This window comes from Micrococcus antarcticus, assembly GCF_044872765.1.
In the GTDB taxonomy this organism is placed as follows: domain Bacteria; phylum Actinomycetota; class Actinomycetes; order Actinomycetales; family Micrococcaceae; genus Micrococcus.
Genome location: NZ_CP085253.1, coordinates 1402417 through 1428473 on the forward strand (window position 1 = coordinate 1402417; position 26057 = coordinate 1428473).

Annotated in this window: 23 protein-coding genes and 1 tRNA gene; 7 read left to right on the forward strand and 17 right to left on the reverse strand. The window is 74.1% G+C overall.

What is annotated here, in order from left to right:
* Positions 1-82 precede the first annotated feature (82 nt).
* Positions 83-1423, reverse strand: coding sequence for a glycosyltransferase (locus tag LG274_RS06495; protein WP_404463493.1), 1341 nt, complete (start codon positions 1421-1423; stop codon positions 83-85).
* Entirely contained in the window at positions 1420-2493 is a 1074-nt protein-coding gene (locus tag LG274_RS06500; protein WP_404463495.1) for a hypothetical protein, read from the reverse strand. Before LG274_RS06500 ends, LG274_RS06495 begins: the two co-directional genes overlap by 4 nt.
* Positions 2494-2671: 178 nt before the next feature.
* Here LG274_RS06500 and LG274_RS06505 point away from each other — a divergent pair, with 178 nt between their 5' ends.
* Entirely contained in the window at positions 2672-4717 is a 2046-nt protein-coding gene (locus LG274_RS06505; RefSeq protein WP_348983746.1) for a glycosyltransferase, read from the forward strand.
* 13 nt (positions 4718-4730) lie between these two features.
* Here LG274_RS06505 and LG274_RS06510 read toward each other — a convergent pair whose 3' ends face one another.
* From LG274_RS06510 to LG274_RS06540, 7 genes are all read right to left on the reverse strand, one after another.
* The gene (locus LG274_RS06510; RefSeq protein WP_404463497.1) at positions 4731-5855 is read right to left on the reverse strand and encodes a glycosyl transferase; all 1125 of its coding nucleotides are present in this window, start codon (positions 5853-5855) and stop codon (positions 4731-4733) included.
* Entirely contained in the window at positions 5852-6907 is a 1056-nt protein-coding gene (locus tag LG274_RS06515) for a glycosyltransferase (RefSeq protein ID WP_298712300.1), read from the reverse strand. The genes LG274_RS06510 and LG274_RS06515 overlap by 4 nt, the downstream gene beginning before the upstream one ends.
* A gap of 233 nt (positions 6908-7140) precedes the next feature.
* Positions 7141-7213 (reverse strand) — tRNA-Ala (locus LG274_RS06520).
* Complete coding sequence (locus LG274_RS06525) at positions 7204-7707, reverse strand: VanZ family protein (RefSeq protein WP_298712297.1); 504 nt, start codon at positions 7705-7707, stop codon at positions 7204-7206. Before LG274_RS06525 ends, LG274_RS06520 begins: the two co-directional genes overlap by 10 nt.
* A 63-nt stretch (positions 7708-7770) precedes the next feature.
* The gene (locus LG274_RS06530) at positions 7771-8436 is read right to left on the reverse strand and encodes an LUD domain-containing protein (protein ID WP_319074442.1); all 666 of its coding nucleotides are present in this window, start codon (positions 8434-8436) and stop codon (positions 7771-7773) included.
* Positions 8433-9950 carry a LutB/LldF family L-lactate oxidation iron-sulfur protein gene (locus LG274_RS06535; protein WP_298712291.1) on the reverse strand — a complete coding sequence of 506 codons (1518 nt, stop codon included), beginning with the start codon at positions 9948-9950 and terminating at the stop codon, positions 8433-8435. The genes LG274_RS06530 and LG274_RS06535 overlap by 4 nt, the downstream gene beginning before the upstream one ends.
* Positions 9947-10771: a (Fe-S)-binding protein gene (locus LG274_RS06540; RefSeq protein WP_298712288.1), complete on the reverse strand. Its 825-nt coding sequence runs from the start codon at positions 10769-10771 to the stop codon at positions 9947-9949. Before LG274_RS06540 ends, LG274_RS06535 begins: the two co-directional genes overlap by 4 nt.
* A 273-nt stretch (positions 10772-11044) precedes the next feature.
* On the opposite strand from LG274_RS06540, the gene LG274_RS06545 reads away from it, so the two are divergent.
* From LG274_RS06545 to LG274_RS06555, 3 genes are all read left to right on the forward strand, one after another.
* Entirely contained in the window at positions 11045-12709 is a 1665-nt protein-coding gene (locus tag LG274_RS06545; protein WP_404463501.1) for an L-lactate permease, read from the forward strand.
* A 113-nt stretch (positions 12710-12822) separates the two neighbouring features.
* Positions 12823-13539 carry a FadR/GntR family transcriptional regulator gene (locus LG274_RS06550; RefSeq protein ID WP_298712281.1) on the forward strand — a complete coding sequence of 239 codons (717 nt, stop codon included), beginning with the start codon at positions 12823-12825 and terminating at the stop codon, positions 13537-13539.
* A gap of 457 nt (positions 13540-13996) precedes the next feature.
* On the forward strand, positions 13997-14257 hold the full coding sequence (locus tag LG274_RS06555) for a hypothetical protein (protein ID WP_298712277.1): 261 nt from the start codon (positions 13997-13999) through the stop codon (positions 14255-14257).
* Between the two features lie 83 nt (positions 14258-14340).
* On the opposite strand, the gene LG274_RS06560 is transcribed toward LG274_RS06555, so the two are convergent.
* Positions 14341-14841, reverse strand: a complete 501-nt coding sequence (locus LG274_RS06560) for a DUF456 domain-containing protein (protein ID WP_298712275.1) — start codon at positions 14839-14841, stop codon at positions 14341-14343.
* 31 nt (positions 14842-14872) lie between these two features.
* Positions 14873-16342, reverse strand: coding sequence for a helix-turn-helix transcriptional regulator (locus LG274_RS06565; RefSeq protein WP_298712273.1), 1470 nt, complete (start codon positions 16340-16342; stop codon positions 14873-14875).
* Between the two features lie 277 nt (positions 16343-16619).
* Here LG274_RS06565 and aceA point away from each other — a divergent pair, with 277 nt between their 5' ends.
* Together aceA and aceB are read left to right on the forward strand one after the other, a co-directional pair.
* Positions 16620-17915 (forward strand): isocitrate lyase, encoded by a 1296-nt coding sequence (gene aceA, locus LG274_RS06570; RefSeq protein ID WP_298712271.1) that lies wholly within the window; start codon positions 16620-16622, stop codon positions 17913-17915.
* A gap of 50 nt (positions 17916-17965) precedes the next feature.
* Positions 17966-19645 carry a malate synthase A gene (aceB, locus tag LG274_RS06575; RefSeq protein ID WP_404466021.1) on the forward strand — a complete coding sequence of 560 codons (1680 nt, stop codon included), beginning with the start codon at positions 17966-17968 and terminating at the stop codon, positions 19643-19645.
* 76 nt (positions 19646-19721) lie between these two features.
* Here the strand turns inward: aceB and LG274_RS06580 are convergent, their stop codons facing one another.
* Both LG274_RS06580 and LG274_RS06585 read right to left on the reverse strand, forming a co-directional pair.
* Positions 19722-20141: a DUF456 domain-containing protein gene (locus LG274_RS06580; protein WP_298712267.1), complete on the reverse strand. Its 420-nt coding sequence runs from the start codon at positions 20139-20141 to the stop codon at positions 19722-19724.
* A gap of 89 nt (positions 20142-20230) precedes the next feature.
* Positions 20231-20704: an Lrp/AsnC family transcriptional regulator gene (locus LG274_RS06585; protein WP_404463505.1), complete on the reverse strand. Its 474-nt coding sequence runs from the start codon at positions 20702-20704 to the stop codon at positions 20231-20233.
* Positions 20705-20819: 115 nt separating this feature from the next.
* Here LG274_RS06585 and ald point away from each other — a divergent pair, with 115 nt between their 5' ends.
* Positions 20820-21962 carry an alanine dehydrogenase gene (gene ald, locus LG274_RS06590; protein WP_404463507.1) on the forward strand — a complete coding sequence of 381 codons (1143 nt, stop codon included), beginning with the start codon at positions 20820-20822 and terminating at the stop codon, positions 21960-21962.
* A gap of 80 nt (positions 21963-22042) precedes the next feature.
* Here ald and pdxT read toward each other — a convergent pair whose 3' ends face one another.
* The 4 genes from pdxT to LG274_RS06610 all read right to left on the reverse strand — a co-directional run bounded on the left by pdxT (position 22043) and on the right by LG274_RS06610 (position 26012).
* Positions 22043-22708 (reverse strand): pyridoxal 5'-phosphate synthase glutaminase subunit PdxT, encoded by a 666-nt coding sequence (gene pdxT / locus LG274_RS06595; protein ID WP_298985209.1) that lies wholly within the window; start codon positions 22706-22708, stop codon positions 22043-22045.
* Between the two features lie 39 nt (positions 22709-22747).
* Positions 22748-23860: a hypothetical protein gene (locus LG274_RS06600; RefSeq protein WP_404463509.1), complete on the reverse strand. Its 1113-nt coding sequence runs from the start codon at positions 23858-23860 to the stop codon at positions 22748-22750.
* 228 nt (positions 23861-24088) lie between these two features.
* Positions 24089-25033 (reverse strand): pyridoxal 5'-phosphate synthase lyase subunit PdxS, encoded by a 945-nt coding sequence (gene pdxS, locus LG274_RS06605; RefSeq protein ID WP_298712252.1) that lies wholly within the window; start codon positions 25031-25033, stop codon positions 24089-24091.
* Positions 25034-25166: 133 nt separating this feature from the next.
* Positions 25167-26012 carry a CoA ester lyase gene (locus tag LG274_RS06610; RefSeq protein ID WP_248117393.1) on the reverse strand — a complete coding sequence of 282 codons (846 nt, stop codon included), beginning with the start codon at positions 26010-26012 and terminating at the stop codon, positions 25167-25169.
* Positions 26013-26057: the final 45 nt, after the last annotated feature.

Here is a 26057-nt window from a genome sequence, read left to right on the forward strand (position 1 = left end):
GTCAGATCATGGTGCTCGGAGCGGTCCTGCGGGCTCCGTCCCGCCTCGAGGCTATCCAGACGGCGCGTTCGCCGCCAGCGGTTCAGCCCCAGCCGCCCCACCAGGCCTCGAGGTCCGGCTCGGCCTCCACCGCGCGCCAGCCCAGATCCGCCGCGCGGACCCGCAGCGTCCGCGCCGGCGGGACGGCCCCCTCGCGGTGCTCGCGCCACCGCGCGCGGGAAGAGGTCAGCGTTGCGAGGACGTCGCCCGCCTCGTCGGTCACCTCCACGCGCTCCACGCCGTCCCGCTCCAGCCTCAGCAGCAAGTCCGAGGCGTCCTTCGGCACAGGGCGCGCGCCGGGCTCGGCCGGGCGCACCGGCGCCGCGACGTCGACGCCCCAGTCCGGGGCGGATCTCAGGGCCACGCGGGGGTCACTCGGCCCCGCCGCATCCGGCTCCCCCGCAGGCGCCTCGAGCGCCACGCGCTCGTCGGTCAGGCAGGCCGCGGCGTCGTCGCCCAGCGCCCCGCGCACGAGGAGCCGGGCGCTCGGGAACGCCTGCAGGAGGGCGTCCGCGCCCAGCACGGTGGCGGCGTCGCCGGCGGCCCCCAGCGTCACGGCCGCCCGTGCGGGGCAGTCGTCCCCGCCGAGCCCGAGGCTCAGCCCCCGTGCGGTGGGCGCGGCGATCCTCGGCGCGAGGACGAGGGCCTCACGGTTCTTCACGCGCCTGGCCTCGGCCGGGTCCTCGCGGCCGCCGAAGTCCTCCCCGGCCTGCCACGCGACGGCGCGCGGCTCGTACGCGAACGCTCCCCCGGCCCGCCACAGCCGGTGCGCGAGCTCCCAGTCCTCACCCCCGTAGCCGACGAAGGAGGGGTCGAAGCCGCCCGCGTCCTCGTAGACCTCGCGCGCCACCGTGAGCACCGCCGAGATGATGAACCGGTAGGACGTGGAGTCCGCACGCCGCAGGTCCTCGGAGTCGGCGTAGGCCCGCGCGAGCCACGCGGGCTCCTCCAGGCGCGCCCACTCCGGGACGGACTCCCCCGGCCGCCAGCCACCCGCCTCCAGCAGCCGCGGGTCCAGATGACGACGCCGTCCCACCACCACGGCCAGGCCGCTCGCCGCGGGCGCGGCGCACGCGGCGGTGAGGTAGCCGGGCTCGGGGAGCATGTCGCCGTCGAGGAAGGCCAGCACGGAGCCCTCGGCGGCCTGGACCCCCAGCGCGCGGGCCGCCGAGGCGCGGAAGCCGCGGTCCTCGTGGCGCACCACGGCGGAGGCGAAGGGCAGCTCCGCGGGGAGCGCGGGCGGCTCGGGCGAGCCGTCGTCGGCGATCACCACCTGCAGCCGGGAGGCCGGGTGGTCCTGCGCGGCGAGGGCCGCGAGGAGCCGGTCCAGGTCCGCCTGCGCCCGGTAGTAGGGCACCACCACGGAGACCTCGGGCGCGGTCATGCCCACCCGTGGACCGTGGCCCACACGTCCGCGAGCCGCCGCGCGCACGTCTCGGGGCCGGGCTCGAGGCTCGTGCCGGGCGCCAGCCAGGTGCGGCGGTGGTCCTCCACGGCCTCCGCGATGGCCTCGGCCAGCGCGTAGTCCAGGGGACCGGTGTCCACGCCGGTGACCCGCAGCGTGCCGGGCCGCAGGCGCGCCATCTCCTGGACGTACCGGCCGCTCGGCACGATCGGCCGGCGCCCCACGCCCATCCACGAGCCGAGCGAGCCGGACGCCGAGACGTTGCGGTGCGCGGCCAGCGGGATGCCCGCGGCCAGCAGCGCGACGTCGGAGAGCTCGTCCGGCACGAAGCCCGTGGCGCGGAACTCCAGCCCGCGGTCCCGCGCGCTCTCGCGCAGCTCCCGCACGAGGCGGTCGTGGCCCGCGGAGACCGGGCCGAGCGCGGTCACGCGGCGCGGCGCCCCGCTGCCCGGGCCCCACTGGCGGTGCAGCTCGGCGAGGGCGTCCAGCGCCACGGCGTGGCCCTTGCCCGGGTAGAGGAAGCCGAACACCACCACGTCGTCCTCGAGCCCGGCCAGGTGCTCCGGCAGCTCCGGCCGCGTGTCGGAGAGCATGGCGCGGCGGTCCTCCACGGGCAGCGGCACCACGTGCACGGCCACGTCCACGATGTCGTCCAGCAGCGCCCGCTCGTGCTCCGAGGAGACCACGACGCCGGCCACGTGCCGCGCGATCCGCGCGTAGGCCTCGGCGCGCCGCCGGTAGCGCTCCTCGCCCTCGGCGGCCTGGGGGATGTCGTGCAGGGTGAGCGTCACCGCCGGGGGCAGCACCTCGAGCAGGCAGTCGGCCGCCGCGGCGGGCGAGGGCCCGAACAGCGCGTCCGTCACGTCCAGGTGGACCGCCCGGCCGTCGTCGACGGCGTCCCGGAGGACCCCGGCGAGCCCCAGGAAGTCGGAGGAGTCCGTGGCGTGCAGGGGCTCGACGTCCGCGCCGAGCCCCTGGAGGGTGCGCCGCGTGGCGGCTCCGTGGCGCGTCACGCCGTGCTCGTCGGGACCCACGGTCGCGTACAGCACGCGCCCCCTCGCCTCCGGCTCCATCGTCACTGTTCCTCACGTGGTGGAATGGTGGTCTGCGCGGTGGCGTCGACTCAGGGAGTCGTGCCGGCCCACCGCCCAGGCCAGCCTACGACGTGAGCGGACCCGCGGGGGGACGCAGACACGCCGCTTCCACCGCCGTCCGAAAGCCACCGCCGTGACCCTCACCGTGCAGCACGTGCCCGCCGGGCACCCCTACAGCCGCGCCGTGCGTCCGCTGGACGCCTCCGCGGCCCCGGACGTGGAGTTCTGGCCGGACCCTCCCGTCCCCGGCGCGCCGGAGCACCAGTGGTGGCCGCCCCAGGCGCTCGACGCGCGCTGGCTCGCCGAGCACCGCCCGGACGTGCTGCACGTGCACTTCGGCTTCGAGCACCGCACCCCGGACGAGCTCGCGGCGGCCATGGACGCCCAGCACGCGCACGGCGGGGCCGTGGTGGTCACCGTGCACGACCTCGAGAACCCGCACCTGACGGACCAGACCCTGCACCGGCGGCGCCTGGCCGTGCTCCTGGAGGCCGCCGACGCCGTGTTCACCCTGACCCCCGGCGCGGCCGACGCGGTGGCCCGCGACTACGGGGTGCGGGCCCACGTGGTGCCGCATCCGCACATCGTCCCGCTCGACGCCCTCGCCGAGCTCGCCCCGGCGGACCCCGCCCCCGCCCCGGACGACGCCGGCCCCGCCGCCGGCGAGGACGACGAGGAGGAGCGCGCCGCCGTCGCCCCCGCCCGCCTCCTGGTGCACGCGAAGGACCTGCGCGCCCAGGTGGACCCCGTGGGGTTCCTGCCCACGCTCGCCGCCGCCGTCGGGATGCTGGACGAGCGCGGCCTGGAGACCCACGTGATCGTGGAGGTGCAGGACTCGGTGCGCAGCGAGGCGGACCTGGAGCGCCTGCGGGAGGGCTGCGAGCACCACGGCTTCGAGCTGTGGCAGCACGCCCGCCTGGCCGATCCCGAGCTGCACGCCCTGCTGCGCCGCGTCGCCGTGTCCGTGCTGCCCTACCGCACGGGCACGCACTCGGGCTGGGTGGAGATGTGCCGGGACCTCGGGGTGCCGGTGGCCGTGGCGGACGTCGGGCACATCGCGGACCAGGCGCGCGCGTGGGTCTCCCCGGACACGCTCGCCGCGTTCGACCGGCAGGACGCGGACTCCCTCGCCGACGCCCTCGAGCGGCTCCTCCGCGGCCGGCACCGGCTGCGCCCGGTGCCGGTGGCCGCGCGCGCGCGCCAGCGCCGCCGCGTGGCCGCCACCCACGTGGCCGCCTACCGCGAGGCGTGGGCGCGCCGGCACGGCACCCTGAAGACGGTCTCCGTGCTGGTGATCACCGGCCACCGGGACGCTCACCTGGCCCGCCTCCTCGCGGGCCTGGAGCGCTCGGCGCGCCGCCCTGAGCAGGTGGTGGTCGTGTTCATGGACCAGCCCGACGGGGACGTGCCCGCCACGGGCCTGGACGTCACGGTCGGCCACGTGGCCGGCCGGGGCGGACTGCCGCTCGCGGAGGCCCGCAACGCCGCCGCCGCGCTGGCCACGGGCGAGGTGCTCGTGTTCCTCGACGTGGACTGCATCCCCGCCGCGGACACCGTGGGCACGCTCACCTCGGAGGTGGCCGCGCATCCGGGCTCCGTGGTGATGGGCACGCCGCGCTACCTCGGTGCCGGCTGGACCGCCACGCTGCCGTCCGCGGGCACCCTCGGGGACGCGGGCGGCGAGCCCGGCACCGCGTCCCCGCCCCTCACCGACGGCGCCCTGCGCCGCCTCTCCGTGCCCCACCACGGGCGCGCCCACCTGACGGCCGGCCCCTCGGAGGAGTGGCACCTGGTGTGGACGCTCGTGCTGGCGATCGCGCGGTCCGACCTCGAACGGATCGGCGGCTTCGACGCGGGCTTCTCCGGCTACGGCGCCGAGGACACCGACATCGCCTTCCGCGCCCGCGACGCCGGGCTGCGGCTGCGCTTCAGCCCCGCCGAGGTGTTCCACCAGCACCACGGCGTCTTCTCCCCTCCGGTAAACCACCTCGAGGACATCCTGGTGAACGCGAAGCGGTTCCGTGCCGTGCACGGCCGGTGGGCCATGGAGGGGTGGCTGCGCGCCTTCGCGGAGGCCGGCCTGATCGCGTGGGATCCCGCGGGCGAGCGGCTCGAGCTGCTGCGCCGCCCGGGCCCCGAGGAGCTCGCCGCCGCCCGCCGGGAGGACGCCGCGTACTGAGCCCTCGGCCCGCTCAGGCCAGCGCCGCCTCCACCGCGTCCTCCCAGCGGCGGCGGTACTCCGCCGGATCCACGAGGAGGGCGGCGGCCAGGCGGTCCGCGGCGGACGGGTCCGCGAGGGCCCGCTCCACGGCCCCGGACCAGTCCGCGTCCGGGTCCTCCCACGCGCACCACGGCACGCCCGCGGCGCGCTCGGCGGCCCGGGCGAAGAACAGCTGCTCGGCGAAGGGCCGCGGCTCGGGCGCGAGCACCACGGGGCGGCCGGAGCGGGCCGCGTCCACGCTCGCGTTGTGGCCCGCGGACACCACCACGACGTCGGCCTCGGCCGCCCGCACGGGGACGTCGGGCGCCCAGCCGTGCAGGCGCACGTTCCCCGGCAGGCCGGCCGCGCGCGCGACGTCGGCGGGCTCGCCCGCCCCCGCCTCGCCGTCGGCGGCGGGCCGGGCGGCTGTGGCCTCGACTCCGGCGACGGGCCCGTAGACGTCCCACGTCGCGTGCGGGACCGCGGCGGCGGCCCGGGCGAGGGCGGCCGTGCTCACCCCTCCCCCGCCCGTGCCGGTGATGACACCGACGCGCGGACGGGCCGCGCCCGTCGTCGCCGCGGCGCCGAGGCGGCCCGTGACGTCCGGGACGCCCAGGTGGGTGGTGCGCGCACCGTGGACGGCCTGCCACGCGGGGTCCTCGAGCGTGACCCCGTAGTGGGCGATCAGCCGGTCGGCCTCGGCGTAGACGAGCTCGTGGGCGGGGTCGGTGCGGTCGCCGTGCATGCGCCGGTGGATCACCGGGTAGCCCGCCAGGCGCAGGAACAGGGCGGCCTCCACGGAGACGTCCACGACGCACACGTCCGGCTCCGCCTCCTGCGCGGCGGCGAACAGGGCGGCGAAGCGCGCGCGGATCACCGGGCCGGCGGGCGTGTGGTGCAGGGGCGAGCGCGCGGGCTGGACGTGCCCGTCCACGAGGTCCGTGGGCAGCGGGACGAGACGGGTCCCGGCGGGGAGCATGTCCCCCGCGGCGGGATGCGCCGTCACCACCGTGACGCTGAACGCCCCTGTTCCCGCGAGGTTGGCCGCGTGCCGGACGTGCCCGGATCCGTGCTGGTGGGCGTAGTAGAGGACGCGCCGCCTGCCCCCGCCGGTCACGAGCGCGGCGCCTCGTGGTCCTCGACGACCTGCTCGAGCAGGTCGAGGTAGCCCTCCACCATGGTGTCCGAGCTGAAGCGGCGGGCCCAGGCCTTCACGCGGCCGCGGTCCTTGCGGCGGGCGTGGCGGATGGAGTCGGTGAGCGTCTCGGCGGAGTGGTGCACGGCGAGGTCGCCGGCCTGCGGGGCCACGATCTCGCCCATCGAGCCGGAGAGCAGCGCCGCCACGGGGACCCCGAGCGCCATGGCCTCCACCGTGGCCAGGCCGAACGGCTCGGCCCACAGCGGCGTGGAGAGGTACACCTCGCCGGTGGCCAGCATGTCCGGCAGCGTGGAGTGGTCCAGGTGGCCGTGGTAGACGGTGTCCTCGCCCAGGCGGGGCAGGATCACGTCGTCGTAGTACGCCTGGTCGGAGATCGGCCCGGCGAAGTGCAGCTCCATGCCGGCGCCGCGGGCGGCGTCGATGGCGATATGCAGGCCCTTCTCCCCCGTGATGCGCGCGGCCCACACGGCGCGGCCCGGCACGGGCGCGGCGTCGCTGACCCACTTCTGCAGCTCGATCCCGTTGGGCACCACGTCCACGCGGGGCAGGCGGTGCTGCCAGGCGATCGCGTTGGACGCGGAGACGGACGCCCAGCGGTGATGCTTCGGGGCGGTCCACCCGGGCTCGTCGAGGACGCGGAGCACGCGGTTCAGCGTGGCCGGGGTGTGGAGCACGGTGAGCATCGGCGCGGAGCGCATGCGCTGCAGCGGCACCGGGGTGAGGGAGTTGTTGAGCACGACGTCGGCGTCCGAGGCCAGCACGGCGTCACAGGCCGCCTCCATCGCGCGCTCGCGCACGGCGACGGCCTCGTCGCCGTCGCCCATGGCGCCCTCCTTCGCCAGGACCGGGATGAACTCACCCGGCACCTGGGTGCCCTCCCGGCCGTACACGCGGACGTCATGGCCGCGGCGGACGAGGTGCTCCACGGTGAGGGCCGTGTGCATCTCGAGGCCGCCGGCGTACGGCGAACGGATGGGATGGAGCATGTGGGTGAGCACCGCGATGCGCATGGGTGGCCCCCTCTCGGCCCGGTGAGGGGCGACGACGCGCCCGGGAGGGGCGGCTGGCGAACAGACGTACGGGCCGACTGTACTGGCGCGCGGGGCGCGCGGAAAGTACACGAGGGCGGGGTCTGTCAAGGGGGTCCGGGAGAGTGATCCGGATCCCCTTCCCGCCGGGCTCGGCCGCGGAACGAGAAAGTCCCGGTCCGCCATCCGTGAGGATCGCGGACCGGGACGGTCCGTGGAGCTAAGGGGAATTGAACCCCTGACCTTTTCATTGCGAACGAAACGCTCTACCAACTGAGCTATAGCCCCAGGTCATGCCCTCTGCTCGAGGACACCGTAGAAGCATACTCCTGCCGTGCACGATCCTCCAATCGGGTCGCACGGCATCCGCGCCGGCGCCCGCCTCCCGGCACGGCCCACCGGCGCATCGCCCGCCCGACGGCAGCGCCCAGCGCCACCCCCGTGAGGTCCGCCGCCACGTCCCACGGATCCGCGCTGCGGTGCGGCACGAGGGTCAGCTGGAGGACCTCGGACACGGGCGCGTGGGCGGCGAGCGGCACGAGCCAGCCGGCCGGGAGCCGGGCGGCGGCGATCAGGGCGGCTGGTGCCGCGAAGATCGCCGCGTGGATCGCCTTGTCCAGGCCCGGCACCTCGAACCCGGCGCTCGGCACGGCCTGGCCCGGAAGGTAGAGGACCACGAGCTGGAGGAGGAGGGCGAGCGCCAGCGCGAGGAGCAGCGGAGCCCGACGGCGGCGGTGCGGCTCGGTCGCGGCGGGCTCGGCGTGGGCGGGGACGGGCGGCATCCGCCCACTGTAGGGCGCGGGCCACACCCGTCCCCGCCGTGCCGCCCGCGGCCGGGAGCGCGGTCAGGCCGCGCCGGTGTCCAGGAGGATCACGTCCAGACGTCGCGGGCCGTGGACGCCCTCGACGCGGACGAGCTCGATGTCCGAGGTGGCAGAGGGGCCCGAGATCATCGTGATCACGGCCGTCGGCGGGACGCGCTCGAGCGCCTCCGGGATGAGCTCCACCACCGACTCGACGGGCACGACGCACACATGGTGGTCGGGCACCAGGCTGAGCGCCCGGCGACCCTCGCCGGGGCGGCCGGTGAGGAAGATCGTGCCGGTCTCGGAGCAGGTCACCGTGGAGCCGGTGACGACGGCGTCGAGCCCGTCGAGCGCGCGGACGGTGAGCGGCTCGCCGGCGGCGCCGTCCACGAGGCGCTCGCGCCCCGCGGCGTCGTCGTCGGCGGGCAGCCACGCGGGGTCCAGCCCCGCGGGGGCCACGTAGCGCGCTCCCGCGCCGAGCAGGGCGCCGATCCGGGCACCCACCGTGGTGAGGTCCTCGCGGTGCACGCTCGCCTTGTAGTCCAGCAGGCGGTCCTCCAGCTGATGGAGGACGTCGGTCCGGCTCGCCTCGGAGTGGCGCCGGTAGGTCCGCTCCACGGGGTCCGGCGTCGGCCCGTCCTGCAGGGCCTCGCGGATGCGGCCGAGGATGGCGCTCTTCGCGTCGATGGGCTGGGGGGCGGTCATCGGTTCTCCTCGCCGTGCTCGTGTCCGTGCCTGCGCCACCACGCGCGGAAGGACTCCCGCGGTGGCGCGGGGACGTCGCGCTCGTCCGTCCAGTGGCCCGCGATGCCCGGCAGCCAGCCGAGCTTGCGGTCCGGCCCGGCGGCCAGGCGGCCGGCGGGCAGGCCACGCTCGGCCAGGCCCATGAGGGTCCCCGAGGACATGACCGTCTTCGCGCCGGCCATGAGCACGTCCATCTGCGAGGGGACGGGGACCCGGCTCTCCTCCCTCTTCCGGGCATGCGTGGCCATCACGTCCTCGTCGCGCAGGTGGACGAGGATCTCCGGGATGTTGATCGCGACGGGGCAGACGTCATAGCAGGCGCCGCACAGCGAGGACGCGTAGGGCAGGGAGCCGTTCTCGCCCTCCTCGACGCCGGTGAGCTGCGGGGAGAGGATCGCGCCGATCGGGCCCGGGTACACCGAGCCGTAGGCATGGCCGCCGGTCTGCTCGTACACGGGGCACACGTTCATGCACGCCGAGCAGCGGATGCAGTGCAGGGCGGAGCGTCCCTCGGGATCGGAGAGGACGGCCGAGCGCCCGTTGTCCAGCAGGACCAGGTGGAACTCCTGGGGCCCGTCACCCTCGGTGACGCCCGTCCACATCGAGGTGTAGGGGTTCATGCGCTCTCCGGTCGAGGAGCGCGGAAGCAGCTGCAGGAAGACCTCGAGGTCCTGGAACGTGGGGACGATCTTCTCGATGCCCATCACCGTGATGAGGGTGTCCGGCAGGGTCAGGCACATGCGGCCGTTGCCCTCGGACTCCACCACGGTGAGCGTGCCGCTCTCGGCCACGCCGAAGTTCGCGCCGGAGATCGCCACCGAGGTGGTGAGGAACTTCTCCCGCAGGTGGGCGCGTGCGGTGTTCGCCAGCTCGGACGGATCGTCCGTGAGGCCGGGATCCGCGGTGGGGATCTCCCGGAGGAAGATGTCCCGGACCTCGCCGCGGTTGCGGTGGATCGCCGGGACGAGGATGTGCGAGGGGCGGTCGTGCCCCAGCTGGACGATCAGCTCCGCCAGGTCGGTCTCCGTGGCAGCGACCCCCGCCTTCGCGAGGGCGGCCTCCAGGCCGATCTCCTGCGTGGCCATGGACTTCACCTTGATGACCTCGTCCACGCCCTTCGCCGTGACCAGGTCCGTGATGATGCGATTCGCCTCCTCCGCGTCCCGCGCCCAGTGCACCACGCCGCCGCGCTCCGTCACGTTCCGTTCGAACTGCTCGAGGAGCTCGGGCAGCTCGGCCATGACCCGCTGCTTGAGGGCGGAGCCCGCCTGACGCAGCTCCGGCCAGTCCGGCAGCTCGTCCACGACGCGGCCGCGCTTCCCGCGGATCGTGTGGGTGGCGTGGCGGATGTTGGTGCGCATCTGGGCGTTGCCCAGCTCCTCGCGCGCGGAGGCGGGGAAGGGCGTCTCCAGCACGATGTCCCCCTGGCCGTGGACGCGGCGGACGGCGGGCATGCCGAGGCGGGTGCGGGTCATCGGACGGCCTCCTTCGGGATGGACAGCTCGACGGGGCCGGAGACGTCCAGCGGATGCTCCCGGGTGGCCGCGAGGATCTCGGCGAAGTGCAGGGTGGTGACGGGTCCGCCGTCGGGAGCCGTGGTGCCCCGCCGAGACATGGCGCCGCCGAGGTGGAGCAGGCAGGACGCGTCGCCGCCCGTGCAGACGGACGCGCCGGACCGCTCGACGTTCGCGATCTTCTCCTCGGCCATCGCCCCGGAGACGTCCGGGTTCTTGAGCGAGAAGGTGCCGCCGAACCCGCAGCACTCCTCGGCGTCCGGCAGCTCGCGAAAGTCGATGTCCGCCACCGTGCGCACGAGGTCCTTCTGCCGGTCGCCGAGCCGGAGCAGGCGCATGCCGTGGCAGGACGGGTGGTAGGTCACCGCGTGCGGGAACCACGAGTCGAGCTGGGCGGCCGCGTCGGTGACGCCGAGGACGTCGGTGAGCAGCTGGGAGAGCTCGTAGGTGCGCCCGGCCACCTCGGCGGCGTCGCGGGCGAGGCCCTCGTCCCCCACGCGACGCGCGACCATCGGCTGCTGGTGCCCCAGGGAGGCGACGCACGAGGCGGAGGGCGCGACGGCGACGTCGTACTCCGCGCGCTGGAAGGCGCGCACGTGGTTGCGGACCACGGGGACCGCATCGTCCAGGTAGCCGCTGTTGATGTGCATCTGGCCGCAGCAGCCCTGGCCCGGCGGGAAGACGACCTCGTGGCCGAGCCGTTCGAGGACGCGCACCGTGGCGAGTGCGACGCGCGGGTGCATGGCGTCCACGATGCACGTGGCGAACAGGGCGATCCTCATGAGCGGTCCCTCCGGGTCGGTCGATGTGGTCAGACAATATCAGGGCAGTGACGCGTGGCACAGGCCCACCCGATCCACGCCGCCCCGGCCGGCCCCGGCAGGCAGGGTGCGTCCGCCGCAGGACGGGCAGGGTCGCCACTGGACTCCTCCCTTGCGCCCGTGATGCACGCCATATAGCGTCTGCGGTCAGACCACAGCGGTCCGTCCACACGGATGCGAGACCTCGCGACCCCGCCCCACCCCGGCCCAGCGCCCCACCCCCAAGGAGAACGCGTGCCCACGTTCACCGCGACGACCGACGCGGTCGCCGGCAACCTCGGCCTGTCAGCCCTGCTCGCCACCCTTCCGCTGATCACCTTCTTCGCGCTCCTGCTCGCGCTCAAGGCCAAGGCGTGGCAGGCCGCCCTGGCCTCCCTGGCGGTGGCCCTGCTGGTGGCTGTGCTGGGATTCGGCATGCCCGCCGGACTGGCGCTCCTCTCCGCGACCCAGGGAGCGGTCTTCGGCCTCCTCCCGATCGTGTGGATCGTGGTGATGGCGCTGTGGTTCTACCAGGTCACGGTGCTCTCGGGCCGCTTCGAGGACATGCGCGCCATCTTCGACTCGGTCGGTGGAGGCGACGTCCGCATCCAGGCCGTCCTGATCGCGTTCTGCTTCGGCGGCATGCTGGAGGCACTGGCCGGATTCGGCGCCCCGGTGGCCATCACGGCGGCCATGCTGCTCGCCCTCGGCCTCCCGCCCCTCAAGGCCGCGACGGTCGTGCTGATCGCCAACACCGCCCCCGTGGCGTTCGGCGCGGTCGGCATCCCGATCACGACGGCCGGCCAGCTCACCGGCATCCCCGCGGCGCACATCGGTGCCGTCGTCGGCCACCAGGCCCCCTTCGTCGCCGTGCTCGTCCCGTTCCTGCTGGTCTTCCTGATCGACGGGGTCCGGGGCGTGCGGGAGACCTGGCCGGCACTGCTCGTGATCGGCGGCGCCTTCTCCGTCGGCATCTGGTGGTCCTCGACGCACTTCTCCTACGAGCTGACCGACGTCGTGGCCTCCCTGCTCGCGATGGCCGCCGCCGTCGTCCTGCTCCGGTTCTGGCGCCCCCAGGGCGCGGCCGCGGCCGGCCAGCGCCTCGGCGTGCGCACTCCGGCACGAACGGAGGCGCTCACCCCGGGGCGCGTGTGGATGGCGGTGCTGCCCTACCTGCTGGTGGTGGCCGTCTTCGGCGTGGCGAAGCTCTGGACGCTGGGGGTGGACGTGCCGAAGCTGCTGGCCTCCAGCAACGTGAAGATCCCGTGGCCCGGCCTGCACGGGAACCTCGTCGACGGGGCCGGCGCGGCCATCTCGTCGACGGTGTACTCGCTGCCGTGGCTGTCCTCTCCCGGAACCCTGCTGCTGATCACCGGCCTGCTGGTCGCCGCCGTCTACGCGGTCCGCGACGGAGGCGGCCGCTACCGCCTCTCCTTCACCGACGCCCTCGCCGAGATCGGCCGGTGCTTCTGGCGCATGCGGTGGTCCGGGCTGACGATCGTCCTGGTGCTCTCCCTCGCCTACGTCATGAACTTCTCCGGCCAGACCCTGGCCATGGGCACGGCCATCGCCGGCGTGGGCGGGGCCTTCGCGTTCCTCTCCCCGGTCCTGGGCTGGCTGGGCACCGCCGTGACCGGCTCGGACACCTCGGCCAACGCGCTCTTCGCCACCCTCCAGCAGACCGCCGCCGAGAACACCGGGCTGGACCCCGCGCTCATGGTCGCCGCGAACACCTCGGGCGGCGTCGTCGGCAAGATGATCTCCCCGCAGTCCCTCGCCATCGCCGCCACCGCGGTCGGCATGGAGGGACAGGAGTCCAAGATCTTCCGCACGGTGGTGCCGTGGTCCGTGGGCCTGCTCCTGCTGGTCTGCCTGATCGTGTTCCTTCAGGCGACGGTGCTGCACGGCATGCTCCCGTGACCTCCTGCCGGACCGGCGCCGGCTGAGCGCGCCCGCAGGATCCACTATCCTGCGGGCACGGGTGCGCGGGGCCGCGCTCACCCCCGCCCCGTCCGCCCTGTCCAGGAGTCACCGTGCCCGCCCAGCCCTCGTACACCGTCATCCTCGACTGGCTGGAGGACGAGCTCCGCGGAGGCGGGCTCTCCGTCGGGGACAAGCTCCCGGGAGAGCGCGCCCTGGCCGAGCGCTTCGGGATCTCGCGGACCTCGGTCCGTGAGGCGACGCGCATGCTGGACGCCATGGGCCTGCTGCGGGCCTCGGCCGGCTCCGGCCCGAACGCCGGGACCATCCTGGTCTCCCAGCCCTCCGCGGCCCTCGCCTGGGCACTGCGCATGCACATCGCCACGCGGGCCCTGCCCATGGCGGACGTGGTCACCACGCGCGTCCTCCTCGAGACGGACGCCGCGCGGGCCGCGGCCCGCGCGGCCCAGGGGGCGGACGACGCCGCCCGCGCCGCCGCGCTCGACGACGCGGAGGCCCTCGTGGACCGGATGGACGACGAGGCCCTGCCCGCGGAGCAGTTCCACCGCCTGGACGCCGAGTTCCACGTCCTCCTCGCGTCGCTGGCCCGCAACGTGGTGGTGGAGACCGTCATGTCGTCGCTGCGCGAGGCGACCATCGGGTACGTCCAGGAGACCGTTGCCCTGCTCGACGACTGGCAGGACGTCCGGGCCGGACTCCAGCGGGACCACCGCGCGGTCCTGGCGCACGTCCGCGCTCGGGACGGGGACGCTGCCGCCGACGCCCTGCGCTCGCACATCCTGGGCTTCTACTCCCTCGCCGTTCGGTAGCCGCGCTCCGGCGGGCACGATCGCCCGGCGGCCCACGCCCATCCACGAACTCAGGGAGCCGGAGGCGGAGACGTTGTGGTGCGCCGCGAGCGGCACGGCGGCGGCGAGGAGGGCGGCGTCGGTGAGCTCGTCCGGCACGAAGCCGGTGGCGCGGAACTCCAGCCCCCGCTGCCGCGCCTCCTCGGCGAGCTCCTGCACCAGGGAGTCGTGGCCGGCGGACACGGGGCCCAGGGCGGTCACGCGCCGCGGGGCCTCGGAGCCGGGGCCCCACTGGCGGTGCAGCTCGGCGAGCGCCTCCAGCGCCACGGCGTGCCCCTTGCCGGGGTAGAGGTAGCCGAACACCACCACGTCCCGCTCCAGGCCCTCCAGATGCGGGGGCAGCGCGGGCCGCGGCGCCGCGACCGCGGCCCGGCGGTCCTCCACGGGCAGCGGCACCACGTGCGCGTCCACGTCCACGATGTCCGCCAGGAGGCTGCGCTCGTGCTCGGAGGAGACGACGACGGCGGCCACGTGCCGCGCGATCCGCGCGGACATCGTGGCCGACGTCGCCGGGCTGGACCCGGAGCGGGTGCGCGCCTGGACGTTCGTGCGCCTGGTGCTCAACGCCGTGGACGCGGCGGAGGAGGGTGAGGCGAAGACGGGTACGCCGAAGAACAGCGCGGAGGCCGACGCCTTCCGCACCCACATGATCGGGCTGGCGGGAGCCTTCGCGAGCTGACGGGCGTGCGGGGCTGCCCCGACCCCGGAACGCCGGGCGGCGCGCCCGCTCAGACTGACGGGACGCTCAGTCCGGCGCGCCGCTCAGGCGCTGAGGAAGTGCACCACGACGCCGATGCCCACCGAGGCGAGGGCGAGCATCGCGCAGCCGAGCTCCACGAGGATGCCCAGCCCCATGGCCTTGAGCGTGCTCCACGAGCTGGCGAGCGCGGCGCGGCCGTCCTTGAGGCGCGCCCACTGCGAGCCGAAGAGGCCGAGCGCGAAGCCCAGGAAGAGGCCCACGATCGGGACCACGAAGAAGCCGATCGCGCCGCACACCAGGCCCACGAGGATCGGGCCGCGCGGGACGCGCTCGCGGCGCAGACGCCGTCCGGTGAGCACGGCGGAGGCGCCCATGCCGGCGATCGAGAGGCCGGCGGCCACGAGGCCGAACGTCCACGAGGCGGTCGAGCCCAGGATCCAGGCCCACGCGATCGCGGTCACGAGGTTGAGGGCCGAGCCCGGCAAGATCGGGTAGACGGTGCCCACCAGCCCCACGAGGAGCAGGAGGAGGGCGAGGACGGAGACGACGATCGCGAGGGTCACGTCCCCAGTATGGGCGAGGGTCCGCCGTCGCTCAGCCGCGCTCCTGCGCCTGCAGGAACTCGAAGACCTGCACCTCGTCCACGCCCGGGAAGGCGCCGCTGGGCATGGCCGCCAGCAGGTGGGCGTTGGCGCGGGCCGCCGGCCACGCGTTGCCTCCCCACGCCGCCTCGAGCTCCGGGGAGGGCGTGCGGCAGCACGTGGGATCGGGGCAGCGGCTCACGCTGCGCGCCGTCGTCTCCCGGCCCTGGAACCACTTCGCGTCGTCGAACGGGACGCCCACGGTGAGGGAGTACAGGCCGGTGGATGTCGGCTCGACGACGGCGGCGCACCAGAAGGTGCCCGCCACGGTGTCCGTGTACTGGTGGAAGGAGCCCAGCCGGTCCGCCACGTCGAACACCTGCCGCGAGGTCCACTCCCGGCACGCGGGCTGCCCCTCGATGGCACCGATGTGGTCCGTGGGGAAGCGGACGCCGTCGTTCTCGTACGCCTTGTGGAACACCCCGGAGTCGCTGACCTTGGCGAAGTGGCAGCGGATGCCCAGGTGCTCGGTGGCGAGGTTGGTGAAGCGGTGGGCCGCGGACTCCCAGGAGACGCCGTAGCGGTCCCGCAGGTCGTCCACGGAGAGCTCGCGGCGCTCCTTGGCCTCCTTGAGCGCGCGCACGGTGCTCTCCTGCGGCATCATCAGGGCCGCCGCGAGGTAGTTGGTGAACACGCGCTGGCGCAGGAACTCCGAGTAGTCGCGCGGCTCGCCGTGGCCGAGCACGGCGGAGCAGACCGCCTGGAGCAGCACGGCGCGCGGGTCGTGCGCCGGGCGCCGCGAGCGGGCCAGGTAGATGCGCCGGTTCTTCAGGTCCGTCACGGAGCGGGTGGAGTGGGGCAGGTCCGGGACGAACCGCACGGAGAAGCCCACGTGGTCCGCGATGGCGGAGACGTCCTGGTGGGTCAGCGGGCCCTCAGAGTCCCGGACGACGGCGCGCAGCGCGCTGGCCTGGCGCTCCAGGTCCGCGTAGTGGTTGCCGCGGCGGCGCATCTCCTCGCGCAGCTCGCTGTTGGCCCGGCGCGCCTCCTCGGGCGTGGAGACGCGCTCGGCCATCTGCCGGTCCAGCTCGGCCTGCAGTCCCGCGATCACCTCGAGCACCTCGGTGGGCGTGCCGACCCCGACCTTGACGGGCGGCAGGCCGAGGCGCGCGAAGAGGGGCCCGCGCTGGGCGCGCTCCACCGCGATCTCGAGGGCGGCGCGGCGGCTGGGGACGTCGGGGCGCAGCAGCTCCTCCACGCCGACGCCGAGCGTCTCGGCGAGGCGTCCCACGAGCTGCAGGCGCGGCTCGCGCCGGCCGTTCTCCACGAGGGAGAGATGGGAGGCGGTGACGCCGGCGGCCTCGGCCACCTGGGCGAGGGTGCGCCCGGACTCGCGCCGCAGGTGGCGCAGGCGGCGGCCGAAGACGAGGGGGTCGACGGCGCCGCCTCCCGCGTCCGCCGCCTCGATGCGGGTCGGTTCCATGGGGCCAGCGTAGGGGGGCGAGGGCCACTCCGGTAGGCCTTTCAGTCATTTTTCTAGAAGTTTCCGGGCCCGCAGACCCTCATTCCCTGAGATGACGCGTCAATCTGGCCGGAAACGTTGATTTATGACAGGCGGACAAAACGGCCCGTTGTTCTTCCCGGAATCGTCTTCCAGACCCGTACGAGCGGGTCCAGAGTGAGAACACACCCCGGGGAACGGGACGCCGCGACGAAGCGGCCGACCGCTCCTCCCACCCCCTCCCGAGAGGACAGCGATCATGACCGAGCAGACCGCCCCCACCGCCGAGCAGCTCGCCCAGCAGTGGGCGACCGACGCCCGCTGGGCCACCACCGAGCGCACCTTCTCCGCCGAGGACGTCGTCCGCCTGCGCGGCCGTGTCCAGGAGGAGCACACCCTGGCCCGCCGCGGCTCGGAGAAGCTGTGGAACCAGCTCACGAAGGAGCACGCCGGCGGCGAGTTCACCAACGCCCTCGGCGCCCTCACCGGCAACCAGGCCGTGCAGCAGGTCAAGGCCGGCCTGCGCGCCGTGTACCTCTCCGGCTGGCAGGTCGCCGCCGACGCCAACCTCTCCGGTCACACCTACCCGGACCAGTCGCTGTACCCCGCGAACTCCGTGCCCACCGTGGTGCGCCGCATCAACAACGCGCTGCTGCGCGCGGACCAGATCGAGCACTCCGAGGGCATCCAGTCCGTCGAGGACTGGCTCGTGCCGATCGTCGCCGACGCGGAGGCCGGCTTCGGCGGCCCCCTCAACGCCTACGAGCTCATGAAGTCCATGATCGTGGCCGGCGCCTCGGGCGTGCACTGGGAGGACCAGCTCGCCTCGGAGAAGAAGTGCGGCCACCTGGGCGGCAAGGTGCTCATCCCCACCGGCCAGCACATCCGCACCCTGAACGCCGCCCGCCTCGCGGCCGACGTCGCCGACGTCCCCTCCGTGATTATCGCCCGCACCGACGCCGAGGCCGCCACCCTCATCACCTCCGACGTCGACGAGCGCGACACGGAGTTCATCACCGGCGAGCGCACCGCCGAGGGCTTCTACAAGGTCCGCAACGGCATCGAGCCCTGCATCGCCCGCGCCAAGGCCTACGCCCCCTACTCCGACCTCATCTGGATGGAGACCGGCACCCCGGACCTGGAGCTGGCCCGGAAGTTCGCCGAGGCCGTCAAGTCGGAGTTCCCCGACCAGATGCTCTCCTACAACTGCTCGCCGTCCTTCAACTGGCGCAAGAACCTGGACGACGACACCATCGCCAAGTTCCAGCGCGAGCTCGGCGCCATGGGATACACGTTCCAGTTCATCACCCTGGCCGGCTTCCACGCCCTCAACCACTCCATGTTCGACCTGGCCAAGGGCTACAACGAGCGCCAGATGTCCGCGTACGTGGAGCTGCAGGAGCGCGAGTTCGCCGACGAGGCGCGCGGCTACACCGCCACCCGTCACCAGCGCGAGGTGGGCACCGGCTACTTCGACGCCGTCTCCACCGCCATCAACCCCGACTCGTCCACGGTGGCCCTCCGGGAGTCCACCGAGGCCGGCCAGTTCCACTGAGCCGTTCCTCCCCCGACTGCGAACCGCGAAGACCCTAGGAGCAAGCCATGATGACCCTGCAGACGAGCTTCGGCGACAGCACGCTGAACGGCGTGCGGGTGCTGGGCGACCCCGTCCCCGGCCAGAGGGAGATCCTCACCCCGGAGGCGATCGACTTCCTGGCCGCCCTGCACCGCGCGATGGAGCCGCGTCGGCGGGAGCTCATGGGGCTTCGCGAGGAGCGCCGGGACCGCATCGCCGGGGGCGCCACCCTCGACTTCCTCCCCGAGACCCGCAAGGTCCGGGAGGACGCGTCGTGGCACGTGGCGCCCCTGGCCCCCGGACTGAAGGACCGCCGTGTGGAGATCACCGGTCCGGTGGACCGGAAGATGACCATCAATGCGATGAACTCCGGCGCCCGCGGCTGGCTCGCCGACTTCGAGGACTCCTCCACCCCCTCCTGGGAGAACGTGATCGCCGGCCAGGTGAACCTGCGGGACGCCATCCGCGGGACCATCTCCCTGAGCGCCGGCGGCAAGGAGTACCAGCTGAACGGTGAGGCCCTCACCGACCACCCCACCATCAACGTGCGCCCCCGCGGCCTGCACCTGATGGAGGACCGCATCGAGGTGGACGGCTCGCCCGTGTCCGGCGCCCTCACGGACTTCGCCCTGTACTTCTTCCACAACGCGAAGGAGCTCATGGCCCGCGGCCGCGGCCCGTACTTCTACCTCCCCAAGACGGAGTCGCACCTGGAGGCGCGCTGGTGGAACTGCGTGTTCGTCCGGGCTCAGGACCTCCTGGCGGTGCCGCAGGGCACCGTCCGCGCCACCGTGCTGATCGAGACCATCACGGCCGCGTTCGAGATGGAGGAGATCCTCTACCAGCTGCGCAACCACGCGGCCGGCCTGAACGCGGGCCGCTGGGACTACATCTTCAGCATCATCAAGACCTTCCGCGACCGCGGCGCCGACTTCGTGCTCCCCGACCGCTCCGAGGTCACCATGACCCAGCCGATGATGCGGGCCTACACCGAGCTGCTGGTGCGCACCTGCCACCGGCGCGGCGCCTCGGCGATCGGCGGCATGGCCGCGCAGATCCCGAGCCGCAAGGACGCGGAGGCCAACGCCGCCGCCCTCGAGAAGGTCCGCGCGGACAAGAGCCGCGAGGCCGGCGACGGCTTCGACGGCTCCTGGGTGGCCCACCCGGACCTCGTGCCCGTGGCCATGGAGGTCTTCGACGGGGTGCTGGGGGAGGAGCCCAACCAGATCCGCACCCGCCGCCGCGAGGACGTCGTGCCGGACGCCGCGGCCCTCATCGACGTGAGGTCCACGGTCGGCTCGATCACCGAGCGGGGGCTGCGGACCAACATCGAGGTCGGCATCCGCTACCTCGAGTCCTGGCTGCGGGGCAACGGCGCCGCCGCCATCCACAACCTCATGGAGGACGCGGCCACCGCCGAGATCTCCCGCTCGCAGCTCTGGCAGTGGGTGAACGCCGGCTCCACCGCGAAGCTCACCGACGGCGGGGAGCGCACCGTGACCCGCGAGTGGGTGCAGCAGCTCACCGACGAGGAGTTCGCCGCCATCGAGCGCACCGAGGGCGACCGGTTCGACGACGCACGGGAGGTGTTCACCTCGGTGGCCCTCGCGGAGGAGTTCCCGGACTTCCTCACGCTCCCGGCCTACGAGAGGTTCCTCTCGGCCGAGGCCCGCGCCCGTCGCGAGGCCACGGGCGGCACGCCCGCCTGAACCGCGGAGATCACGCGCCACGCCGCCGCCGCCTGCCCCTCCCGGGGCGGGCGGCGGCGTCGTGGTGGGCCGGCGCTCAGACGGCGGCGCGGACGATGATCCCGAGGCCCATGGTCTTGAGGGCGTTGACGGAGCTGGCCCTGGCGGCGCGGCCGTCCTTGAGGCGCGCCCACTGCGAGGCGAACAGGCCCACCGCGAAGCCGATGAACAGGCCGACCACGGGGAGGACGAAGAAGCCGATGATCGCCCCGACGACGCCGGCCATGATCGGCCCGCGCGTCACCTTCTCCCGGCGCAGCGAGCGGCCCGTGAGCACGGCGGACGCGCTCAGGCCCGCGATCGCCAGGCCGGCCGCGACGATGCCGAACGTCCAGGAGGCACTGGACCCGAGGATCCACGCCCACGCGAGGGACGGGATGAGGATCGAGCCGGGCAGGATCGGGTAGACCGTGCCGACCACCCCGACCATGATCAGGAGGACGGCAAGGAGGGACACGGCGATCGCGAGGGTGGTCGCCGCTCCAGTATGACGGGCCGCCCAGGGAGAGCAGGCGCCGCTGCCGCCGGCGGGCGGGCCGCGCCCGCTCAGCCCCGCTGCCAGGGCCGCTCACCGTGCTCGTGCCGGAACACGAGCGAGGTGCGGGTGGAGGCCACGGCCGGATCCGCGGAGAGGTTCTTGAGCACGAACCGGGAGACCTCCTCCGAGTCCCCGACCGCCACGTGGAGGAGGAAGTCCTCCTCGCCGCCGAGGAAGAACACCTGCTGGACGCCGGGCAGGCAGCGCATCTGCTCGAAGAGCTCCTCCATGCGGTGGCGGGCCCCCGGGCGGATGCGCACGGAGATCAGCGCAACCAGGCCGTTCCCCAGGGCGGCCGGGTCCACCTCCACGGTGAAGCCGCGCACCGCTCCGGACGCGCGCAGCGCCTTGAGCCGGGCGAGGCACGTGGACGGCGCCACCCCGAGCTCCTCCGCGAGCGAGGCGTTGGTGCGGCGCGCGTCCTGCCGCAGCAGCTCGAGGAGCCGCCGGTCCACCCGGTCGAGGGACTGCAGATGCTTCATGGTTCCGGCCTCACTGTGAGCTGTGTGGTGAAGATTCCGTCCAATTCTGCGGTCTGGGCACACGATCCTTCGGGACCTGGTCCGCTCTGCCGACGGGAACGCTAGATTCGCGCCCATGCTGATCGGAGTGCCCACAGAGGTCAAGAACAACGAGTTCCGCGTTGCCCTCACGGACGGCGGCGTCCTGGAGCTGGCCCGGCGCGGCCACGAGGTCCTGGTGCAGGCCGGCGCCGGCGTCGGGTCCGGGATCACGGACGAGGCCTACGGCGAGGCGGGCGCCCAGCTCGTGGAGAGCGCGGACGAAGTGTGGGAGCGCGCGGAGCTCCTGCTGAAGGTCAAGGAGCCCGTGGCCGAGGAGCACCACCGCCTGCGCCGCGGCCAGGTCCTCTTCACCTACCTCCACCTCGCCGCCGACGCCGAGGGCACCCGCGCCCTCCTGGACTCCGGCACCACCGCGATCGCCTACGAGACCGTCACCCGCGGCCGCGCCCTGCCGCTGCTGGCCCCGATGTCCCAGGTGGCCGGTCGCCTCGCCCCCACGGCCGGCGCCTACCACCTCACCCAGGCGCAGGGCGGCTCGGGCGTGCTGCTCGGCGGCGTGCCCGGCACCCGCCGCGGACGCGTGGCCGTGATCGGCGCGGGCGTCGCGGGCGAGAACGCGGCCGTCGTCGCCGCGGGCATGGGCGCGGACGTGACCGTGCTGGACATCAACCTGGAGCGCCTCGCTCAGCTGGACGCCACCCACAACGGGCGCTTCCGCACGCTGGCCTCCTCCCACCTGTCCATCGCCGAGACCGTGGCGGACGCGGACCTCGTGATCGGCTCCGTGTTGATCCCCGGCGCGACGGCCCCCAAGCTGGTCACGGCGGAGATGGTGGAGGCGATGCGCCCGGGCACCGTGCTCGTGGACATCGCGATCGACCAGGGCGGCTGCTTCGAGAACTCCCGCGCCACCACGCACCAGGACCCCACGTACCGCGTGGGCGAGCAGGTCTACTACTGCGTGGCCAACATGCCCGGTGCCGTGCCGCAGACCTCCACGGCCGCCCTCACGAACGCGACCCTGCCCTACATCCTGAAGATCGCCGACGCCGGCTGGCGCGCCGCCCTCTCCTCCGACGAGGGATTCGCCGCGGGGCTCAACGCCCACGAGGGCTCCCTCACCCTGCGCTCCGTGGCCGAGGCGCTCGCCGACCCGCTCGGGCTGGACGCGGACAGGGACGTGCACGCGACGTCCGAGGTGCTGGCCGGGGCCTGACCCTCGACCACGCGGGGCCAGGATGGTCTGATCCGTCCGGGCCCCGCGCCGTCCAGGCTCACTGCCCGAGAGCGTCCGGCTCAGAGCCCAGCGAGGAACTCCCGGTGGAAGGACCAGTCGCCGGTGACCTCGGGGTGGAAGCTCGTGGCGAGCAGGCGCCCCTGGCGCACGGCCACGGGCAGGCGCGCGTCGTCGTCGAGCCCCAGCCCCGCAGGGTCCACGGACAGGCGCGAGGCCGGCACGCTCGCCAGGACCTCGACGTCGGCGCCGGCGGCCAGCACTGCGGGCGCGCGGATGAACACGGCATGCACCGGGTCCGCCGAGACGGCGGGGACGGCGAGGTCCTCCTCGAACGAGTCCACCTGCGCGCCGAACGCGTTGCGCCGCACCGTGACGTCCAGGACGCCGAGACTGCCCTGGCCCGGGGCAGGGTTCTGGATCCCGTCCGCCAGCATGATGAGGCCGGCGCACGTGCCGTAGGCCGGCAGGCCGGCGCGGAGGGCCGCGGCGAGCGCGTCCTTGAGCGCCATGATCCGCGCGAGCCGGTCCATCACGGACGACTCCCCTCCGGGCAGGACGATCCCGTCGAGCCCCTCGAGGTCGGCGGGGCGCCGCACCAGCCGGGTCTGCGCGCCGAGCGCCTCGAGGACGTGCACGTGCTCGCGGACGTCGCCCTGGAGCGCGAACACCCCGACGAGCCTCCCGTTGCTGGAACCCTGGTCGCCGTCCGGCCGCGTCGTCGTCATTCCCCTGATGCTAGCCCGCCCCCTCCCCCGAACGAGGTGTCACGAATCGTTGGCATCCGGGCCGCATTCCAACGATTCGTGACAATTCGTCTGCGCGGAGAGGACGGCGCCGCGGCGGAGGAGGGCGGCGCGCAGGTCGGCCGCCATCCGCTCGAACCCCGACGGCGTCCACACGTCCCCGGCCACCCGCAGACAGGTCCAGTCCGACGCCTCGAGACGGCGCACGCGGCTGATGTCCTCCCGGAACTGGGCGACGTCCGTGCGGTGGTGGTCGCCCTCGTACTCGAGGCACACGCGCGACTCCTCCCACACCAGGTCCGGCATGATCCACGACCCGCCCCGGAGCGTGACCCGCACGTTCATCCGCGGCTCCGGGAAGCCGGCCCCCACCAGCCGCAGCCGCAGCCGGCTCTCCGCGGGCGATCCGCTGCCGTCCCGCAGCAGCGGCAGCGCTGCCCGCATCAGGCGCACCCCGCGCACGTTCCGCCGCTTCCCGACGACGGCGGCCAGTTCCGCTCGCGTGCATCGCGGGTGCTCGCCGGGCTCCTCCCTGGCGGCCGCCCCGTGCGCGGACTGGAGCAGCGACTCCCCCGCCACCACGAGGTCCTCGAGGGCACGCTCCTCCACGAGGGGCGGGACGGACCGTGGGTCACCCCACGGGACGAGCTGTGTGGCCAGGTCAGTCCAGGTCCATGCCGCCGACGTCACGGGGACGCCCGCGAGACGGGTGACGGGGGCGGCCGGGGGAAGCGTGTGGGGACGGACGCCGCGAGGACGGGGGCGGCCGCCGGCGTCGATGCGCTTGGACAGATGGAGCGGGGAGAGCGGGTCCAGCGCCGACGGCAGCCAGATCCCCCAGACCCACGCGGCGGTGGCGTGAGTGACCACGGCGTCCCCGGGCGTGAGGTCCGTCAGCGCTCGCAGGTGACCGATCCGGTCGACGGGACCCGGTCCGATCGCCCGCAGACCCCACGCCGGGGCCGCGAGGTCGGACGCGCGCAGGCGCTGGGCCGTCGCACCGGCGGCCCGCAGAGCGCGGACGGTGGACACCGGTGCCGCGCCGGAGGTGAGCAGGCGCCGGGGCACGGGGGCGTCCTCGTGGTCGGGTGGTGGGGAGACGGCGGGCGGGAGCCGTCGAGGGGGACGGGTCATGCCCCCAGTGTGGCGACCGCCGCGCGCGAGGGGCGGGCCGTCGTCGTCGTCGGTGGACGAGGCGCGCCCGCTTGGCACGTGTGCAGGAGCAGCCCACCCCCACATACCCACACGCACCCACACACCCACCCACACGCAGATGAGGTGTCACGAAGTGTTGGTATCCGTGGCGGATACCAACACTTCGTGACACCTCGTTCGGAGGGGAGGGAGGGGGGTGGGGTCAGGTCACCAGCCGCGCTCGGCCAGGCGGTGCGGGGCTGCGAGGTCGGAGACGTTGATGCCCACCATGGCCTCGCCGAGGCCGCGGGAGGCAGCGGCGATCGCGGCGGGGTCATCGAACTGGGCCGTCGCCTTGACGATGGCCTCGGCACGCTGGGCGGGGTTGCCGGACTTGAAGATGCCGGAGCCCACGAACACGCCGTCGGCGCCCATCTGCATCATCAGGGCCGCGTCCGCCGGGGTGGCCACGCCGCCCGCGGTGAACATGACGACCGGCAGGGTGCCGGTGGAGGCGACCTCGGCCACGAGCTCGTAGGGAGCCTGCAGCTCCTTGGCGGCCACGTACAGCTCGTCCTTGGCCAGGCCCTGCAGCGCCGCGATCTCCTTGCGGATGGTGCGGATGTGCTTCACGGCCTCGGAGACGTCGCCGGTGCCGGCCTCGCCCTTGGAGCGGATCATGGCCGCTCCCTCGGTGATGCGACGCAGCGCCTCGCCCAGGTTGGTGGCGCCGCACACGAACGGCACGTCGAAGCCCCACTTGTCGATGTGGTTCACGTAGTCGGCCGGGGAGAGCACCTCGGACTCGTCGATGAAGTCCACCTTCAGGGACTGCAGGACCTGCGCCTCCACGAAGTGGCCGATGCGCGCCTTGGCCATCACGGGGATGGACACGGCCTCGATGATCCCGTCGATCAGGTCCGGGTCGGACATGCGGGCCACGCCGCCCTGCGAGCGGATGTCCGCGGGCACGCGCTCGAGCGCCATGACGGCCACGGCGCCCGCGTCCTCGGCGATGCGCGCCTGCTCGGGGGTGACCACGTCCATGATCACGCCGCCCTTGAGCATGTCCGCCAGGCCGCGCTTGACGCGGGTGGTGCCGGTGCCGCGCGCGCCGTCGTCGGCCGCGGAGATGGTGGAGGCGGAGAAGCTTGCTGCGGGTGCGTCGCTCATGGGAGTCCTTCGAGGAGGCGGGATGCGGGAGATCCCGCCGCGGCCGGGCCGGGCGGGAAGCGGGGTCAACTCTAGTGGCCCGCGCACGACGGCGGCCACGGCGCCGGCCGCGGCACGTCACGCCGCGTGCCGCTCACGCGTTCCAGAGGCCGTACGAGTCCGCGAGGTCGGCGATCTTCTCGGCGCGCTTCAGGCGCGGCAGGTAGGAGCCGTCGCCCACGGCGGCGCCCGCCCTGTGCTTGTCCAGCAGGTCCTTGGCCCACGAGAGCTCGTCCTCGGACGGAGACAGCGCCCGGTTCACCCAGTCCACCTGGCCGCGGCTGAGCACGAGGCGCCCGGTCATCCCCATCGAGGCGGTCACGGCGCTGGACTCGCGCACGGAGTCCTCGGCGTCGGCGTTCCCCGGCGGGCCGTCGATCGCGCCGGGCAGCCGTCCCACGCGCGAGGCGATCACCATGCGGGAGCGCGCGTAGGCCATGGCCAGCGGGTCCTCGCCCACGCCCACGTCCTTGCGGAAGTCGTTGACGCCGAACGCGAGGCGGAACGTCCCCGGGGCCTTGGCCACCGCCGTGGCGTTCTCGATGCCCAGGGCGGACTCCAGCAGCGCGATCACGGGCGTGCCCGCGCGCAGGCGCATGGCCGTGAACGTGACCTGTTCGGGCTCCTCGGTCTCGGCGAGCACCACGCCGCGCACCCCGCTCAGGCGCGCGAGCGCCTCGAGGTCCCGGGCCCAGTGCTCGGTGGAGGCGGCGGAGATGCGCACCCACGCCGTCATGCCGCCGGAGAGGGCGTCCACCACGTTGGCGCGCGCCGCCTCCTTCTCCTCCTCGGGCACGGCGGCCTCGAGGTCGAGGATCACGGAGTCCGCCTCGGAGGCCAGGGCCGGCGCGAAGTCGTCGGAGCGGGCCGCGTTCACCAGCAGCCAGGAGCGGCTCAGCTTGGCGGGCAGGGCGGCGGCGCGGCGGTTTCTCACGGGCATGCCTCCAGCCTAGCCTCCCGGCAGGACGCGATTCCGGGGAGCGCT